The 16,599-nt window shown below is 65.1% G+C and carries 16 protein-coding genes; 6 read left to right on the forward strand and 10 right to left on the reverse strand.

The features are described 5' to 3' along the window. Position 1: 1 nt before the first annotated feature. The 5 genes from hpaE to hpaI all read left to right on the forward strand — a co-directional run bounded on the left by hpaE (position 2) and on the right by hpaI (position 4,594). Positions 2–1,462: a 5-carboxymethyl-2-hydroxymuconate semialdehyde dehydrogenase gene (gene hpaE, locus G559_RS0125765; protein WP_028630985.1), complete on the forward strand. Its 1,461-nt coding sequence runs from the start codon at positions 2–4 to the stop codon at positions 1,460–1,462. Between the two features lie 89 nt (positions 1,463–1,551). After that, positions 1,552–2,475 (forward strand): 3,4-dihydroxyphenylacetate 2,3-dioxygenase, encoded by a 924-nt coding sequence (gene hpaD, locus G559_RS0125770; RefSeq protein WP_028630986.1) that lies wholly within the window; start codon positions 1,552–1,554, stop codon positions 2,473–2,475. Between the two features lie 11 nt (positions 2,476–2,486). Beyond that, the gene (locus tag G559_RS0125775; RefSeq protein ID WP_028630987.1) at positions 2,487–2,897 is read left to right on the forward strand and encodes a 5-carboxymethyl-2-hydroxymuconate Delta-isomerase; all 411 of its coding nucleotides are present in this window, start codon (positions 2,487–2,489) and stop codon (positions 2,895–2,897) included. A gap of 7 nt (positions 2,898–2,904) precedes the next feature. Then, positions 2,905–3,708 (forward strand): 2-oxo-hept-4-ene-1,7-dioate hydratase, encoded by an 804-nt coding sequence (hpaH, locus tag G559_RS0125780; protein WP_028630988.1) that lies wholly within the window; start codon positions 2,905–2,907, stop codon positions 3,706–3,708. Between the two features lie 85 nt (positions 3,709–3,793). Further along, positions 3,794–4,594, forward strand: a complete 801-nt coding sequence (hpaI, locus tag G559_RS0125785) for a 4-hydroxy-2-oxoheptanedioate aldolase (RefSeq protein ID WP_028630989.1) — start codon at positions 3,794–3,796, stop codon at positions 4,592–4,594. Positions 4,595–4,825: 231 nt separating this feature from the next. On the opposite strand, the gene G559_RS0125790 is transcribed toward hpaI, so the two are convergent. From G559_RS0125790 to G559_RS0125810, 5 genes are all read right to left on the reverse strand, one after another. Then, a complete protein-coding gene (locus G559_RS0125790; RefSeq protein WP_028630990.1) occupies positions 4,826–5,764 on the reverse strand; it encodes a p-hydroxyphenylacetate 3-hydroxylase reductase component in 939 nt (312 codons plus the stop codon). A gap of 86 nt (positions 5,765–5,850) precedes the next feature. Beyond that, a complete protein-coding gene (locus G559_RS0125795) occupies positions 5,851–7,020 on the reverse strand; it encodes a p-hydroxyphenylacetate 3-hydroxylase oxygenase component (RefSeq protein WP_028630991.1) in 1,170 nt (389 codons plus the stop codon). Positions 7,021–7,305: 285 nt separating this feature from the next. Beyond that, the gene (gene hpaR, locus G559_RS0125800) at positions 7,306–7,728 is read right to left on the reverse strand and encodes a homoprotocatechuate degradation operon regulator HpaR (RefSeq protein WP_028630992.1); all 423 of its coding nucleotides are present in this window, start codon (positions 7,726–7,728) and stop codon (positions 7,306–7,308) included. A 107-nt stretch (positions 7,729–7,835) separates the two neighbouring features. Beyond that, a complete protein-coding gene (locus G559_RS0125805; RefSeq protein ID WP_028630993.1) occupies positions 7,836–9,158 on the reverse strand; it encodes an APC family permease in 1,323 nt (440 codons plus the stop codon). Positions 9,159–9,243: 85 nt separating this feature from the next. Beyond that, positions 9,244–10,059, reverse strand: coding sequence for a carbon-nitrogen hydrolase family protein (locus G559_RS0125810; RefSeq protein ID WP_028630994.1), 816 nt, complete (start codon positions 10,057–10,059; stop codon positions 9,244–9,246). Positions 10,060–10,193: 134 nt separating this feature from the next. Here G559_RS0125810 and G559_RS0125815 point away from each other — a divergent pair, with 134 nt between their 5' ends. Further along, positions 10,194–10,982 (forward strand): helix-turn-helix transcriptional regulator, encoded by a 789-nt coding sequence (locus G559_RS0125815; protein WP_028630995.1) that lies wholly within the window; start codon positions 10,194–10,196, stop codon positions 10,980–10,982. Between the two features lie 234 nt (positions 10,983–11,216). Here the strand turns inward: G559_RS0125815 and G559_RS0125820 are convergent, their stop codons facing one another. The 5 genes from G559_RS0125820 to G559_RS0125840 form a co-directional block, all read right to left on the reverse strand. Then, entirely contained in the window at positions 11,217–11,480 is a 264-nt protein-coding gene (locus G559_RS0125820) for a DUF2790 domain-containing protein (RefSeq protein WP_028630996.1), read from the reverse strand. A 179-nt stretch (positions 11,481–11,659) separates the two neighbouring features. Beyond that, positions 11,660–12,571 (reverse strand): efflux RND transporter periplasmic adaptor subunit, encoded by a 912-nt coding sequence (locus tag G559_RS0125825; protein ID WP_028630997.1) that lies wholly within the window; start codon positions 12,569–12,571, stop codon positions 11,660–11,662. A 7-nt stretch (positions 12,572–12,578) separates the two neighbouring features. Then, positions 12,579–12,779, reverse strand: a complete 201-nt coding sequence (locus tag G559_RS0125830; protein ID WP_028630998.1) for a DUF1656 domain-containing protein — start codon at positions 12,777–12,779, stop codon at positions 12,579–12,581. Next, positions 12,769–14,988, reverse strand: coding sequence for an FUSC family protein (locus tag G559_RS0125835; RefSeq protein ID WP_028630999.1), 2,220 nt, complete (start codon positions 14,986–14,988; stop codon positions 12,769–12,771). The genes G559_RS0125830 and G559_RS0125835 overlap by 11 nt, the downstream gene beginning before the upstream one ends. 9 nt (positions 14,989–14,997) lie before the next feature. Then, positions 14,998–16,506: an efflux transporter outer membrane subunit gene (locus G559_RS0125840; protein WP_028631000.1), complete on the reverse strand. Its 1,509-nt coding sequence runs from the start codon at positions 16,504–16,506 to the stop codon at positions 14,998–15,000. Between the last annotated feature and the right edge of the window lie 93 nt (positions 16,507–16,599).

Consider the following 16,599-nt stretch of genomic DNA (forward strand, 5'->3'; position numbering starts at 1 on the left):
CATGATCAAGCACTGGATCAACGGCCAGGAAGTCGAGAGCAAAGAGGTCTTCGTCAATTACAACCCGGCCACCGGCGATGCCATCGGCGAAGTCGCCAGCGGCGGGGCCGAAGAAATCGCCGCCGCCGTGGCCGCCGCCAAGGACGCCTTCCCCAAGTGGGCCAACACCCCGGCCAAGGAACGCGCCAAGCTGATGCGCAAGCTGGGTGAGCTGATCGACCAGAACGTGCCGCACCTGGCCGAGCTGGAAACCCTGGATACCGGCCTGCCGATCCATCAGACGAAGAATGTGCTGATCCCCCGCGCCTCGCACAACTTCGAGTTCTTCGCCGAGGTCTGCACCCGCATGGACGGCCACAGCTACCCGGTGGACGATCAGATGCTCAACTACACCCTCTACCAGCCCGTGGGTGTCTGTGGCCTGGTCTCACCCTGGAACGTGCCGTTCATGACCGCCACCTGGAAGACCGCGCCCTGCCTCGCGCTGGGCAACACCGCGGTGCTGAAGATGAGCGAGCTGTCGCCGCTGACCGCCAACGAACTGGGCCGTCTGGCGCTGGAAGCCGGCATCCCGAAAGGCGTGCTCAACGTGGTGCAGGGCTACGGTGGCACCGCTGGCGACGCCCTGGTCCGCCACCCGGACGTGCGCGCGATTTCCTTCACCGGCGGCACCGCCACTGGGCGCAAGATCATGCAGACCGCCGGCCTGAAGAAGTACTCCATGGAGCTGGGCGGCAAGAGCCCGGTGCTGATCTTCGATGATGCCGACCTCGACCGCGCCCTGGATGCCGCGCTGTTCACCATCTTCTCGCTGAACGGCGAGCGCTGCACCGCGGGCTCGCGGATCTTCATCCAGGAAGGCGTCTACGACCAGTTCGTCGCCGAGTTCGCCGCCCGTGCCAAGCGCCTGATCGTCGGCGACCCGCAGGACCCGAAAACCCAGGTTGGCTCGATGATCACCCAGGCCCACTACGACAAGGTCACCGGCTACATCCGCATCGGCATCGAAGAAGGCGCCACCCTGCTGGCGGGCGGCCTGGAGCGCCCGGCGAACCTGCCGGCGCACCTGGCTCGCGGCCAGTTCATCCAGCCCACCGTGTTCGCCGACGTCGATAACCGCATGCGCATCGCCCAGGAAGAGATCTTCGGACCGGTGGTCTGCCTGATGAAGTTCAAGGACGAAGCCGAAGCGCTGCGCCTGGCCAACGACACCGAATACGGCCTGGCCTCGTACATCTGGACCCAGGACATCGGCAAGGCCCACCGCCTGGCCCGTGGCATCGAGGCCGGCATGGTGTTCATCAACAGCCAGAACGTACGCGACCTGCGCCAGCCGTTCGGCGGCGTGAAGGGCTCGGGCACTGGCCGCGAAGGCGGCCAGTACAGCTTCGAGGTCTTTGCCGAGATCAAGAACGTGTGCGTTTCCATGGGCAGTCACCACATCCCGCGATGGGGCCTGTGAGATAACTGCTACTCCATAAAGAGGGGAGTACCGCTCCCCTCCCCGTGCCGGCGTGCAACCGACCGACAACAAGACCAGGAGTTACCGTCATGGGCAAACTTGCTCTGGCTGCCAAGATCACCCACGTCCCCTCCATGTACCTGTCCGAACTGCCGGGCCCGCGCCAGGGCTTCCGCCAGGCCGCCATCGACGGGCACATCGAGATCAGCCGCCGCTGCCGCGAGCTGAACGTCGATACCATCGTCGTGTTCGACACCCACTGGCTGGTCAACGCCAACTACCACATCAACTGCGCGCCGAACTTCGAAGGCCTGTACACCAGCAACGAGCTGCCGCACTTCATCGCCAACATGGAATACGGCTTCCCGGGTAACCCCGAACTGGGCCGCCTGCTGGCCGAGGAGTGCAACCGCCTCGGCGTGGAAACCATGGCCCACGACGCCACCACCCTGGGTCCTGAGTACGGCACCCTGGTGCCCATGCGCTACATGAACACGGACCGCCACTTCAAGGTGGTTTCGGTTTCGGCGCTGTGCACCTCCCATTACCTGAACGACAGCGCCCGCCTCGGCTGGGCCATGCGCAAGGCGGTGGAAGAACACTACGACGGCACCGTCGCCTTCCTCGCCAGCGGCTCGCTGTCCCACCGCTTCGCCCAGAACGGACAAGCACCGGAATTCGCTACCAAAGTCTGGAGCCCCTTCCTGGAAACCCTCGACCACCGTGTGGTGCAGATGTGGGAAGACGGTGAGTGGGAAGACTTCTGCGGCATGCTCCCGGAGTACGCGGTCAAGGGCCACGGCGAAGGCTTCATGCACGACACCGCCATGCTGCTGGGCGCGCTGGGCTGGTCGAAGTACGACGGCAAGGCGGAGGTAGTCACCCCCTACTTCGGCTCGTCCGGTACCGGCCAGATCAACGCCATCTTCCCGGTCACCCCGCAGGATGGCTCGGCCATTCCCGCCGCGCAGGCCTCCAACCCGGCCGGCGTCGTCTCCACCAGCCGCCTGTAAGGAGCGTCGCCATGCCCCATCTGGTCCTGCTCTACACCCCCGACCTGGAGCGCGAAACGGACATCGGCGGCCTGTGCCGCGCGCTGGCCGACCGCATGCTGGAACAGCGCGACGAGGCTGACCGCCAGGTGTTCCCCACCGGCGGCACTCGCGTGCTGGCCTACCCCGCGGCACACGCCGCCGTGGCCGATGGCCAGGGCGACTACGGCTTCCTCTACGCCAACTTGCGCATGGGTGCCGGGCGCAGTCCGGCCGTGCACAAGCAGGTCGGTGACGCCCTGCTGGCAGTGCTGCGCGGGCACCTCGATGAGCTGCTGGAACGCCGCCCCATCGGTGTCACCCTGCAGATCGATGAAAGCCCCGGCCAGGTCTTTGATGCCAAGCACAGCAGCCTGCATCCCCTGTTCAACAAGAGTTCCTGAGGTTTCCATGCTCGACGCCAGCATCATCCAGCAAGCCGCCGCCCGCCTCGACACCGCCGAGCGCTCCCGCGAGCAGGTGCGCCAGTTCTCCCTCGACTACCCGGCCATCAGAATCGACGACGCCTACGCGATCCAGCGCGCCTGGGTGGCGCAGAAGATCAAGGACGGTCGCAAGCTGGTGGGTCACAAGATCGGCCTCACCTCCCGCGCCATGCAGGTGTCCTCCAACATCACCGAGCCGGATTACGGCGCGTTGCTGGACGACATGTTCTTCGACGAAGGCAGCGACATCCCCTTCGACCGCTTCATCGTCCCGCGCGTGGAAGTGGAGTTGGCCTTCATCCTCGGCAAGCCCCTGCGCGGCCCGAACTGCACCGTCTTCGACGTGCTGGAGGCCACCGAGTGGGTGATCCCGGCGTTGGAGATCATCGACGCGCGCATCCACCAGGTCGACCCGGACACCAAGGTCACCCGCAAGGTCTTCGACACCATCTCCGACAACGCCGCCAACGCCGGCGTGGTGATGGGCGGCCGCGCCGTGCGCCCGACCGAGATCGACCTGCGCCGCGTCCCGGCGATCCTTTACCGCAACGGTGTGATCGAGGAGTCCGGCGTTTCCGCCGCCGTGCTCAACCACCCCGCCAAGGGCGTGGCTTGGTTGGCCAACAAGCTGGCGCCCTACGACGTCACCCTGGAAGCCGGCCAGATCATCCTCGGCGGCTCCTTCACCCGCCCGGTGGCCGCCAACCCCGGTGACACCTTCCACGTCGACTACGACCAACTGGGCTCCATTGCCTGCCGTTTCGTCTGAGCCTCTCCTGTAGGAGCGAGCTTGCTAGCGAAGCTTTTGGCCAGCAGAGCTGGCTCCTACAGTCAGCGCCTTCCAAGGAGTCCCCATGGACCTGCCGATCAACACCTTCAAACAGCGCCTGCAATCCGGCCAGCCGCAAATTGGCCTCTGGCTGGGTCTGGCCGATGCCTACTGCGCCGAGCTGGCGGCCAATGCTGGTTTCGACTGGCTGCTGCTGGACGGCGAGCACGCGCCCAACGACCTGCGCAGCCTGCTGGCCCAGCTCCAGGCCATTGCGCCCTACCCTTCGCAGCCGATCATCCGCCCACCGGTCGGCGACGCGGTGCTGATCAAGCAACTGCTGGATATCGGCGCCCAGACCCTGCTGGTGCCCATGGTGGAGTCCGCCGAGCAAGCCGCCGAGCTCGTCCGCGCCATGCGCTACCCGCCATTCGGCATCCGTGGCGTAGGTAGCGCCCTGGCGCGTGCCTCGCGCTGGAACAGCATCCCCGGCTACCTGGATAACGCTGACGAGCAGATGTGCCTGCTGGTGCAGATCGAGAACCTCGAAGGCCTGGCCAACCTGGACGTGATCGCCGCCGTGGACGGCGTCGATGGCGTGTTCATCGGCCCGGCCGACCTTTCGGCCGCCATGGGCCACCGCGGCAACCCCAGCCACCCGGAGGTACAGGCCGCCATCGAAGACGCCATCGTCCGCATCCGCAATGCCGGCAAGGCCGCTGGCATCCTCTCCGCCGACCAGACCCTGGCGCGGCGCTACATCGAGCTGGGCGCCGCCTTCGTCGCCGTGGGCGTGGACACCACGGTGCTGATGCGTGGGCTGCAGAGCCTGGCGGCGGCGTTCAAAGGGACGCAGGCTCCGGTGAGTGGTGGTGGAGTGTATTGAATCGTCCGGGTAGAAACGGCAAGCCGGCGGATTGCGCCGGCTTTTTTGTGCCAGCGAATTGCCTGCAGCGATGGGCAGAGCGAAGCGAAACCCAGGTTTGATGGGTTTCGCAAGCTCCACCCATCCTACGGCGGCGCGCTGAACATGCCTTGCGGGATGGGATCGGCAGCGAACCCCATACCCGCAAAATGGCGCCCACTCTGGGCGCCATTTTCATTGCCAGGCAGGGCTTCAACCCAGCGCAATCACCGCCTTGAGCATCTGTTTGAAGGTCTCCACCTGCTCCTCGCTGAACTGCGCAAAAACCTTCTCCTGTTGCTCACGGGCGATGCGCCAGAGTTCCTCGGCCTGGTCCACACCAACGGGTGTCAGCACGTAGCGCTCCTCGGCGTCGGCCACCATGCCCTTGCGTTTGAGGATGGCCACGGCTTCCTCGATTTCGCGCATCGGCATGGCCACTTCGCGCTGCAAGTCGCACAGGCTGAGGCCGGCGTCGTTCTCCAGCACCATCAGCATGCGCGCTTCGCTGGTGCGCAGGCCGGTGGCCAGCTGTTTCGGCTGGTAGTTGGCCTGGTAGCCGCGAACCGCCTGGGTCATCAGGTAGTAGAGGTTGTGCGACAGGCGTCCCTGAAAGGCGCTGGACGCTGGCTGGCCTTCAGCCTTCTGGGTCATGCGGGTGTGCGGCAGGACCATGGAATAGGCGCCCTGGTGATAGAGCAACGGCGAGCGGCCAAAGTCGTCGAAGGCCATTACCTTGCCGATCAGGATGACGTGGTCGCCACCATCGACCTGCTGGTGCAACTCGCACTGGAAACGTGCGGCGCAATCGGGAAACAGAGGCGCACCACCGATGCCCCTGTCGAACGCCACGCCCTCGAACTTGTCATCGCGCGGGCGGGCGAACTGGTTGGATAGCTCGATCTGGTCGGCGGCCAGAATGTTCACCGCGAAATGACTGGCCTGCTCGAACACCGCCAGGCTGCTGGAGCGCTTGTCGATGCTCCAGAGGATCAGCGGTGGGTCGAGCGAAACCGAGTTGAAGCTGTTGGCGGTGACGCCGGCACGCGTGCCATCGGGTGCGGTGGCGGTGACGATGGTGACCCCGGTGGCGAAGTTGCCCAGGGCGCGGCGGAAGGCACGGGAGTCGAAAGCATTCTCTTGAGACGACATGACGCAGCTCCTGGCGGCCGCCCCATGGGACGGCCGCGCGATGGTTCGAACAAGTAGCACGCAGGTGGGAATGGTGGCGCGACGGCTCACACCATGGAGGGGTTCGGCTCCAGCCCCATCAGCTCGCGGCCGAGGATCTGCGCACAAACGTCGTAGTCGGTGTAGGCATGGGCACCGGTCATGTGGGAGTCGCGGAACAGCCGCTGCATCTCGTTGCTCTCGAACCAGCTGGTGCCGCCGGCAGCCTCGAACAGGCGGTCCACCGACTGGATGCACATCTTCACCGCGTAGGCCTGATTGGTGCGCCAGAAGGCCAGGGTCTCGCGGCTCGGGTACTGGTGGCGCTCGCCGTGCTCGGCATGCTCCTGCCAGGTCTTCTCAAGGAAGGAACGGGCGGCGGCCACTTGATGGGTGGACTCCGCCAGACGCATCAGCGCTGGCGTGGCGGTGCCCACGCTGACGCCGGTGTAGGCCCGCACGCGGTTCCGGGTCTTTTCCTTGTAGGCCTCCAGCATGCGCTCGGCGATGCCCAGACTGATCGCCGCAAAACCGCTGGCGAAGTAGGGGCGGTAAGGCGCGTAGAAAATCTTGCTGTCCGGATAGAGGCCGAAGCCATCGGAGCGGCCCTCCATCATGTCCTTGGCGGCCTGGATGCGGTAGTTGGGGACGAAGGCGTCCTTGATGACCAGGGTCTTGGTGCCGCTGCCCTTCATCCCGGCGGCGTACCAGTCGTCACGGATCTCGTAGTCGCTGCGCGGCAGCACGGCGAAGCAGTAGACCGGCTCGCCTTCGGCATTCTTGCGACGGCAGCCGACGATGGCCCATTCGGCATGGTCGCTACCGCTGCTCCAGCCCATTTCGCCGTTGAACAGAACCCCGCCCTCGACTTCCTCGACCTTGCCGAACGGTGCAATGGAGCTGCTGGCCGTGGCGTCGGAATCCTCGCCCCAGACTTCCTCCTGCAGGCGTGCAGAGAACATCGCCAGTTGGTGGCTGTGGGTGCACAGCAGGCTGAAGGCCCAGGCGGTGCTGGCGCAGGCGCCGGCCAGGGCAACCACGCAATCGGCGAACTCCGGCAGGGAGATTTCCATGCCGCCGTACTTCTTCGGCTGCAGCGCGCGGTGCAGGCCGATGCCCTTGAGCATGGCGATGTTCTCGTCCGGCACCTGGCGCAGTTGCTCGGCCTTCGCGGCATTGGCGGCGATGGCCGGCAGGATGGCCTTGAGGTCGTCGAGAAGGGGGTTTGGCTTTTTCATGTCGGGCCCTGCTTATTGTTAGAGGTGGCGCCGTTGGGCCGAAGCGGTCCGGATAGCCGGATCAGGCCGCTGCCGCAGGCGGTAACCCAAGTGGGGTGCAGGGCGATTATGGAAGCGAGGCCCGGGCCTCAGAATGGACGTTACGAAGTCTCGATTGCACTTTTCATAGCGACTTGCTGTGGGGGCGAATTCATTCGCCAAGGGCAACGCAGTTGCCCCCATGAAATCCGTCAGGCAGACCTTCGGCCTGCTTGGCGAATGAATTCACCCCCACAAGGTCACCCGTCAGGGCTTGATCTGCTTGAGTTCGTTGAGCAATTCGAAGAGCTGCTTGAGCTTCGCCTCGCCGAACTGATCCTGGATCTTCTGGTAGTTGGCTTCCATGCCCGAGCTCATGGACACGAAGCACTGCTGGCCTTTTTCAGTCAGGTTCACCAACACGCGGCGCTGGTCCTGCGGGGCCTTGCGGCGCACCAACATGCCATCGCGCTCCAGGCGCGCCAGCACGCCGGTCATGCTCGGCTTGAGAATGCAGGCGAGGTCAGCCAGTTGGTAGCTTTCCAGTTCGCCGTGCTGTCGCAATAGGCGAATCACCCGCCATTGCTGTTCGGTCAGGTCGTGCTGGTTGAGCAACGGGCGGAAGAAACTCATGGCCGCTTCACGGGCCTGCAACAGGGTGAGGGTCAGGGAGGGTCTGGTTTCGGGCATGGTGGCTGTGGTCCGGGACGTATCGTGAAGATTTTAACGAAAATAGCCGGACCACCACAGTTCCCGCAAGATGAAGGGGCGAAACCGTCGGGCCCGCCCCCGCTGCATCAGGCCTCCTCGAAGCTCAGTTCCGGCGGCTGGCGGCGGAAACCGCCGGTGAGCCAGCCAAGGTAGATCAACCCCAGCGCCAGCCAGGACAGGCCGAGGATGATCGCCAAGTGGTCGAGACTGACCATCAGCCAGAGCGTCGCGAGCATTCCGATCAGCGGAAATATCAGGAACTGCACCAGCTCGCGCGGGCCACGGCGCTCGCCGTTCAACCAGTAATGGAAGATCACCGACAGATTCACCAGGGTGAAGGCCAGGAAGGCGCCGAAGTTGATGAACGAAGTCGAAGTGGTCACGTCCATTTGCAGCGCCAGCAGGGCCACGACGCCGCACAGCACGATGCTGCCCACCGGGGTGCCAAAGCGCTCGCTCAGGCGGCCGAACAGGGAGTGCGGCAGCACGCCATCGCGCCCCATGGCGAACAGCAGGCGCGAGGCGCTGGCCTGCGCGGAAAGACCTGAAGTGAATTGGCCGACGACCAGGCCGATGAGGAAGATCGACACGAATAAGTCGCCACCGATGTTGCGGGCGATCTCGTAGGCGGCCGAGTCGGCGCTATGGAACTCGGTGGATGGATGGGCCAGTTGCACGAAGTAGGAAGTGACGATGAAGATCAGGCCGCCGATCAGCGTGATCAGCAATATGGCGCGGGGAATGGTGCGGCGCGGATCGCGCGTTTCTTCCGTCAGGGTGCTGACCGCGTCGAAGCCGAGGAAGGAATAGCAGGCGATAGCCGCACCACTCATGATCAGCGGCAGTTGCATACCCTCCTTGAGGAAGGGTTCCAGCGACCACAACGGCTTGCTCGCATCGCCTAGCACGTAGTGCACGCAGAGCACGACGAAAGCGACCAATACCAGGAACTGCACCAGCATCAGCGCGCCGTTGATGTTCTTCGCCAGGCGCAGGCCGACCACGTTGATGGCAGTGGTCACACCGATGAAGGCCAGCACCCAAACCGCCTGGGGCACGGCGGGAAAGGCCGAGTGCAAGTAGGCCGCGCCGATCAGCCAGATGGCCATGGGCAGGAAGAGGTAGTCCAGCAGCACTGCCCAGCCGGCGAGGAAGCCCAGCTTGGGGTTGATCGCTTTGCGCACGTAGCTGTACGCCGAACCCGCCACGGGGAAGGCGGCGGCCATTCGCGCATAGCTCAGGGCGGTGAAGAGCATGGCCACGGAGGCTGCGACATAGGCGGCCGGTACCAGGCCGCCAGTGGTGTCGGCGAGGATGCCGAAGGTGCCCAGGACGATGATCGGGGTCATGTAGGCGATGCCGAAAAGCACCACCGACCCCAGCGACAGGGTGCGCTGAAGATGAGCCATTACCGCTACTCCGAATTGTTGATTGTTGTGGCAGAGCCGATGTCGGCAGGAAGCGGCCACCCTGCGATAGGCGGCCGAAAAGGAATCAGGTGATCAGCAGTTCGCGACGGCCGTCGGCGTGGTCGATGCGCTCACCCGGCAGCACGAACCGCCGCTCGTCCAGGTAGCGGTAGTCGCGACGGGCAGCCGCGAGTCGGGACATGTCCAGCTCGACGATCTGCCGGCACTCGTCGCGTCCGGCCTCGCAAAGCATTTGGCCGAAGGGGTCGACCACCGCGCTGCCGCCAGCGAACACCAGGTCGCCGTCGCCCTCGCCCACACGGTTCACCATCACCGCATAAGCCTGGTTCTCCATGGCGCGGGCCATGATGGCGGTGCGGTGGGTAGGGCCATAGGGGTCCATGTTGCCGTTGGTCACCAGGATCAGTTCGGCACCCAACTGGCCGAGGGCGCGGGCACTCTCCGGGAACTCGATATCGAAGCAGATCAGGATTCCGACGCGGACGCCCTTCCACAGCGCCGTGGCGTAACGATCGCCGGGCGTGAAAATGCCGCGATCCGAGGCCCAGAGGTGGGTCTTGCGGTAACGCAGGGCGATGCCTTCCGGGGTGATCAGCAGCGTGGTGTTGTAGAAGGCACCCGCGTCGTTCTCGGCTACGCCGACGACCACCGCGACATTGCGCTCGCGCGCCGCACGCTGCACCGCCTGGACACTGGGGCCGTCCAGTGGCTCGGCAACGGCAGCGACGCTCTCTTCTGTGGGGAAGCCCATCAGCTGGGTTTCCGGGAAGACCACGAGGTCGGTATTCGGCGCGCAGGCGGCGATGGCCTGGAGGGTGCGTTCGAGGTTGTAGGCAGTGTCGCCGTCACGGCCGGCGAGTTGGACGAGTTCGACCTTCATGGGTACTCCTGGTTCTTGTCAGCGGGCGAGCAACGGTCACAATGCTCGGCACCCGCACTGGCATGTCCGGAGTATGGAACGCGTCGGGGCCGGGAGTAATTACGCGGGCGTGGTAACCCATCGGGGGTAGAAACATGAATCCAACCTTGCAGGACATTGCCTGGCACCAGGCCATCGGCCGGCTGGTCGAACAGCTCGACCGTCCTGGTTTCTGGCTCGCACTGGTGCGCCTGCTGGAGCAGTATGTGCCCTTCGACAGCTGGGTCGCCCTGCTCTTCAGCGATGGCCGGCCGCAGGTGTTCGCCGAATGCCCCGGTGCCGATGGCGGGCCCGACTCGCTGTTCCAGGACTACCTGCACGGCCTCTACCAGCTCGACCCCTTCTATATCGCCAGCCGCGAGCAGCACGCCAGCGGGCTGTTCCGTCTGGCCGACGTGGCACCGGAATGCTTTGAACAGACCGATTACTACCAGCGCTACTTTCGCCTCAATGTGGTGGCTGACGAGGTGCAACTGAACGTGGCCCTGGACGGCGGTAGGGCCCTCTGCCTATCCCTCGGCTCACGCCAACCCTTCTCCCCGGAGCAACTTGCCCTGCTCAGCCTGATCCAGCCCTGGGTTGCCGGATTGATGCGCCAGCGCCTGACCTTCGAGAAGGAACTCATGGCCAGCCCTCCGCCACCGGCACCAGCCTGGGAAGCGCAGCTGGAAGCGGCTGGGCAGAAGGTGGAAACCGCCCTCACCACGCGCGAGCTGGAAGTCGGCCGGCTGATGCTGAGTGGCTGCTCCAGCAAGGAGATCGCCCGCAAGCTGGATATCTCGGCAGAGACGGTGAAGGTCCACCGCAAGCACATCTACAGCAAGCTGGGGATCAAGTCGCAGTCGGAGCTGTTCAGCCTGTTCCTGAAGGCACAGAAGGGGTGAGGGAGTAGCGCTTCTGTGGGGGCGAACTCATTGGCTATGTCTGCGTTAAATGCCGAAAGCAGCTGCATTGCCCGTAGGAGCTGGCTTGCCAGCGAATGGCCCTGTTTCGCTGGCAAGCCAGCTCCTACAAGGCTCTTGGCCCGAGGGTAAATTCTCGCAACAGCCAACGCAGATATAGCGAATTCATTCGCCAAGCAAACCGATAGTTCGGCTCAAACAATTACTTCCTGCGAATCAACCACTACCGCAACCCTGGCCGAAAACCACATATTCCAGGCGATGAATTTTGCCTTGATGGTCTTCGTAAGTCATATAAGCCGGAACAACGCCACAAACGTCGGGGATTTCACTTTTTGAAATAACCCTGGCGATATCGAGCTCCATCCCATAGTGATACTGCTCGATAGCGATTTCTCCGGCGACAGCGGTCTCCTCCGGTTCTTCAGCCAAGGCGAAGGCAGACATGCCGGCAAGCGCCAGCAAGGCAAGAGTTTTCATTGGATAGTTTCCGAGTGCTTGGAAGTTTGAAACTTCGACCAGCTCTCCACGAACTGGCCGAAGGTACAGCGCAACACCTTTCGGTGATGTTTACGGCAGCAAGCGCCTCATCGTGGGAGGCGGGTTAATTTTAATAGTCGGGAAACTTCACAAACAGCGCCGGATACAACAAGGACTGTTTACTGGGTGAACAACAATCCATCGAGCCAGCCGGAAGTTTCCGGCCTGGCGCCCTTCTCCCCTATCACCACGGTGCAGGTCATGCCGGCAGCCAGCAGCACGCCTTCGGGAACCTCGTCCAGTTGGATACGCACCGGTACCCGCTGGGCCAGGCGCACCCAGTTGAAGGTGGGGTTCACGTCGGCGATCAGCTCGCGGCTTTCCGGGTTGTCACGGTCGTAGATGCCCCGGGCGATGCTGTCCACGCGCCCGGTGAGGCGCTCGCCGCTCATCAGCCTGAGTTCGGCGAGATCCCCTACCTTGATGCGCGGCAGGCGGGTTTCCTCGAAGTAGCCGTTTACGTAGAAGGAGCGGTCATCCACCAGGGCCATGGTGGCTTCGCCGCGCTCGGCATAGTCGCCCTTGTAGACGTTGAGGTTGGTGATGTGCCCGGCCACCGGCGCACGGACTTCGGTGCGTGCCAGATTGAGCCGGGCGGCATCCAGGGCGGAGACCGCCTCCTGGTACTCGGCCAGGGCGGCGGCGGCCAGGTGCCCAGCGTCCTCGCGGCTTTCACGGGAGACCACCAGGTCGTCCATGTCGGCCCGGCGGTCGGCGTTGACCTTACGCATGTCCAGCGCGGCCTTGCGCGCCGCCACCAGGGCTTCGGCCTGCTTTACGACCACCTCATAGTGGGAAGGGTCGATACGCAGTAGCAGGTCACCGGCTTTCACCTGCTGGTTGTCCCGCACCCTGACATCCACCACCAGACCGGCCACATCCGGGGCAATGTTGATCACGTCGGCGCGCACACGGCCGTCGCGAGTCCAGGGCGAGTCCATGTAGTGCGACCAGAGCGTGCGCACCAGCACGATCGCCAGGGCGAGGATGAGCAGGGTCGCGCCGACGCTGATGATTCGTTTCAGGGACATGAGGGCCTCAACGGTAGATGGTCAGCGCCAGGGCGCCATACAGGCAGGTGAACAGGCCGACGCGCAGCAGCGCCGGGTGCCAGGCGTGGCGATACAGGCCGCACCAGGCGAAGAAGCGGTCCAGCCCCCAGCCCAACAGGAAGGTGACCAGGAACAGGACGGTCAGGCTCGGCATGTAGACGCCGTGCAGGGCAATCTCACGCGGCATGGGCGACTCCTTGCAAACGGACCGGGGCTTCATCACCGGCCAGGGGGTTCTGCGGGTCCAGCAGCGAGCTGCGGATGAAATGCAGGTAGCTTTGCAGCCGCCGCAGGGGCGAGGTGTCGAACTGCGGCGCACAGGGCTCGGCGGTAGTGCGCACGCTGTCGATGGCCTGTTCCACGGCAGCCAAGGCGCGCTGGCGATTCGCTTGCGAAGGCTGGATGAACAGGCGCACCAGGGCGCGCCCCATGGCACGGATGGCGTTGCGCCAGGGCATGGATTCGGCATAGCAGGACAGCGCCGGTAGACGCGCCTGTTCCAGGCGCAGTTCGATCACCGCGTGCCCCACTTCCTGCACCAGGAACATCCAGCGCAGCAGCTGGCGCTGCACGTCCGGACGGCCGGCGGAATACAGGTAGGCCTGGTTCAGCAGATCACGGGTGCCGCTCTCGAAGCCGGACACCAGCCCCTTCAAACGGCCGCTTACCGCGCGCACCACGCACATGCGCAGGTCGCGCTCCAGGCGACGCCAGAGCCAGGGCCGGTTGGGCGGCAGGAGCACGGCGGCAGCGGCGGTGGCCAACGCCATGGAGAGCACCGAGGCAAGGTATTCGTTGAGCAGCCGATGGGGGTCGAACAGGGTCTGGTTGGCCGGCATCGAGGTCATGCTGAACCACACCAGCAGACCCAGGCCGGCGCCAGCCGGCTGCGGCCGCGCCAGCAGGTAGGCACCCAGGGCGACCACCGGCGCCAGGGCGCAGCAGAGCAGCGCGAATCCGTCGATTTCGGGCAACACGCAGAAGGTCAGAACGATGCCCAGGCAAGCGCCGGCAGTCGCACCCAGGGTGAGTTGCAGAGACAGCCGCCTGGGGTTGGACGAGGAAGACGCCAGCGCGGAAACCATGCCGATGGTCATGGCGAAGGTGCCGCCGCTGGGCCAGGCAGTAGCCATCCAGAACACGCTGAGCGACAGGATCAGCAGGCTGCTGCGCAGGCCCGCCACAGCGGCGGCCACGGCGTTGGCGCGGGGCCGGAAGTTCTCCTTCCACTGTTCGCGGACGTGGTGATCGTCCAGCAACGAAGCGTGGGTCTGGGCGTAGTTGTGCAGGTCGTCGGCGAAGCGGTAGAGCAGCTCAGCAGCGGTGTCGTAGTCCAGCGTCTGGGCTTCACTGGGCCGCTGCATGGCAAGCTGCGCGCGGCCGCTGCGGATCAACTGCATCAGTTCCTGCTTGCAGGCCTCGAGGCGGATGGCGAGCTGCGCCGCGTCGGCCTCGCTGCTCAGGCGGTCGCGCAACGGCATGAGCAACCGCGACACTTCGGCGAGGCAAGGCTGCAAGGCCTGCAGCACCGCGTCTCCGTAGGAGCCAGCTCTGCTGGCGAACTCCATCGGCTCCGTGCCTTCGCGAGCAAAGCTCACTCCTACAGCCAGGCGCCGCAGCAACTGGTGCAGGCCGTGAAAACGGGTGGAAAGCACCATGAACTCGTTGTTCAGGCGTGCCAGGCGGCCGCTGCGCATGCGCATGTGCGGGTCTTCGAAGGCGGTGGCGCTGCGCATGTTTTCCAGGCTCACGGCGGCCGCCGCGAAGCGCGCATTGCTGGCATCGAAACGCGTGCTGTCCAGTCCACCAGCCAACCCTTCGCAGGCAAAAATGGCGAAGTCGCGGAAGCGCCCGTGCAGGGTGTTGCGCAGGTCGGTGCGGGTGCTCTGCGGCAGGATCAGGCCATTGACCAGGCCGGTGCAAAGGATGCCCAGGCTGATCTCAAGCACGCGCCAGAGGGCGAGCATGAAGGCGTCGTCCGGGTGGGTGGTGGCCGGCAGGCCGATCATCACCGCCGTGTAGCCGGCCAGCACGCAGGCGTAGCCACGGAAGTCGCGATAGCGTGCGGCGCCAGCGGTGCACAGGCCGATCCAGATGGCCAGGCAGAGCATGAACAGCACCCGCTCCTGATTGAACAGGGCGATCAGCGCCACCATCACGGTCAGCCCCAGGAGGGTGCCGATGATCCGGTAGAAACTCTTGGCCAGGACTTGTCCACTCTGCGGCTGCATGACGATGAACACGGTCACCAGCACGGTGCCCGGTTGTGGCAGCTCCAGGCGATAGGCGAGCCAGAGGGCGAGGAAGACGGTGAGCAGGGCCTTGAAGATGAAGGCCCAGGTCAGGCCGTCACTGCGTGCCCAATCGGCCAGCGCGCGGTTGAAGGATTGCACCATGAAGGGTCCTCAGGGCTTGGGAAGAAAGCGCAGGCGCGGTTCCCGCGGCGCCAGGCTGGCGTCGCTCGGACCGACCGGCTCGGGCAGCGCGCCGCCGCCCAGGGCCAGCAGCAGGTCGGCCTGGGCATTGAGCAAGGCCGCGCGCACCTGCTGTTGCTGGAGCTGACGCTGGAACAGGGTGGGTTGGGTTTCCAGCACGGCGTCGAAGCCGGTGAGGCCGCGCTGCTGAGCCAGCAAGGCGAGGTCGCAGGTTTTCTGTGCGGCAACCACTGCCTCGGCGGCGAGTGCCTGCTGCTGGCGCAGCGACTTGATGCGCACCAGCGCATCGGCCACCTGTTGCAGGGCGCCGACCAGCGTCTGGTTGTAGTGCTCCACCGCCAGGTCGTACTCGGCGGCAGCGGCGCCCAGTTGGCCACGGCGCAGGCCACCGTCGAACATCGGCAGGCTGAGGGCCGGGCCGAGGTTGTAGGTGAGCTTGTCGTAACGCAGGAAGTCCAGCACGCCGCCCTGGGTGGCGCTGGAACCGATGCCGCCCAGCAGATTGACGTTAGGGTAGAAGCCGGCCTTGGCGACCTCGATGCCCCGGGCCTGCGCCGCCACTTGCCAGCGGCTGGCGACCAGATCCGGCCGGCGACCGAGCAATTCCAGCGGCAGCTGCGCCGGCAGGCTGGGCAGGCGTTGCAGGTCGAGGGTCGGACGTTGCAGGCGCTCGCCCTCCCCCGGCCCCTTGCCGGCCAGGGCGGCGAGCTGGTTGCGGGTGAGCGCGATGGATTCGTTCAGCGCATCGATCTGCCGATGGGTTTCCGGCAAGGGCGCCTCGGCGCGGCTGATTTCCAACCGCGTGCCGATGCCGTCCCGCAAACGCTGCTCAGCCAGGCGCAGGATGTGTTCCTGCTGTGCAAGGCTGGCCTGGGCAACGTCCTTTTCCCCATGCAGCAGCGCCAGGCGGATGTAGCTGCGTACCAGGTTGCCCTGCAACTCCAGCGCGGCCAGGCGCGCTTCGGCCACCGCCACCCGGGCCTGGTCCAACGCCTGGTGACTGCGGCTGCGCTCGCGTCCCCAGAGGTCGAGATCATAGGAAAAGCCCAGCAGGCTGGTGTTGTTCCAACTGGTGGTGCGGGCGAGCTCGCCGGGGCCGTAGAAGTAGTCGTCGGGCCAGCGCTTGCGCTGCAGGTCGGCGTCGAGGTTCACCTGCGGCTGCTCGGCCGACTCCACCACCCCGGCCAGGGCACGGGCCTGGCGCACGCGGGCAGCGGCCATCGCCAGGCTGGGGCTGTCGGCCAGGGCCTGGTCCATCCAGGCGTTCAATTGCGGGTCGCCATAGGCGCGCCACCACTGGGCATGGGGCCAGGCGGCCTCTTGCTCGGCGCGGCGAATGGTCGAACCGGGGTCCAGTTGGGCAACGTCCAGGCGTTCGGCCTGGGGGGCTATGCCCTGACTATCGATACAAGCGGATAGGAGAGAAATGACGGCGAACAGACTGGCGCGGGCGACGCCGGGCCAAGGATTGCGGTGCACTGCGGCATATCCTGAATGCTGGGTAGCCAGACACGGGGCCTGGATCGGCGGCGATTCTAGAGATGGGCCAAGCGAAGGATAAGGCGACGGATA

This window comes from Metapseudomonas resinovorans DSM 21078, from assembly GCF_000423545.1.
In the GTDB taxonomy this organism is placed as follows: Bacteria; Pseudomonadota; Gammaproteobacteria; order Pseudomonadales; family Pseudomonadaceae; genus Metapseudomonas; species Metapseudomonas resinovorans.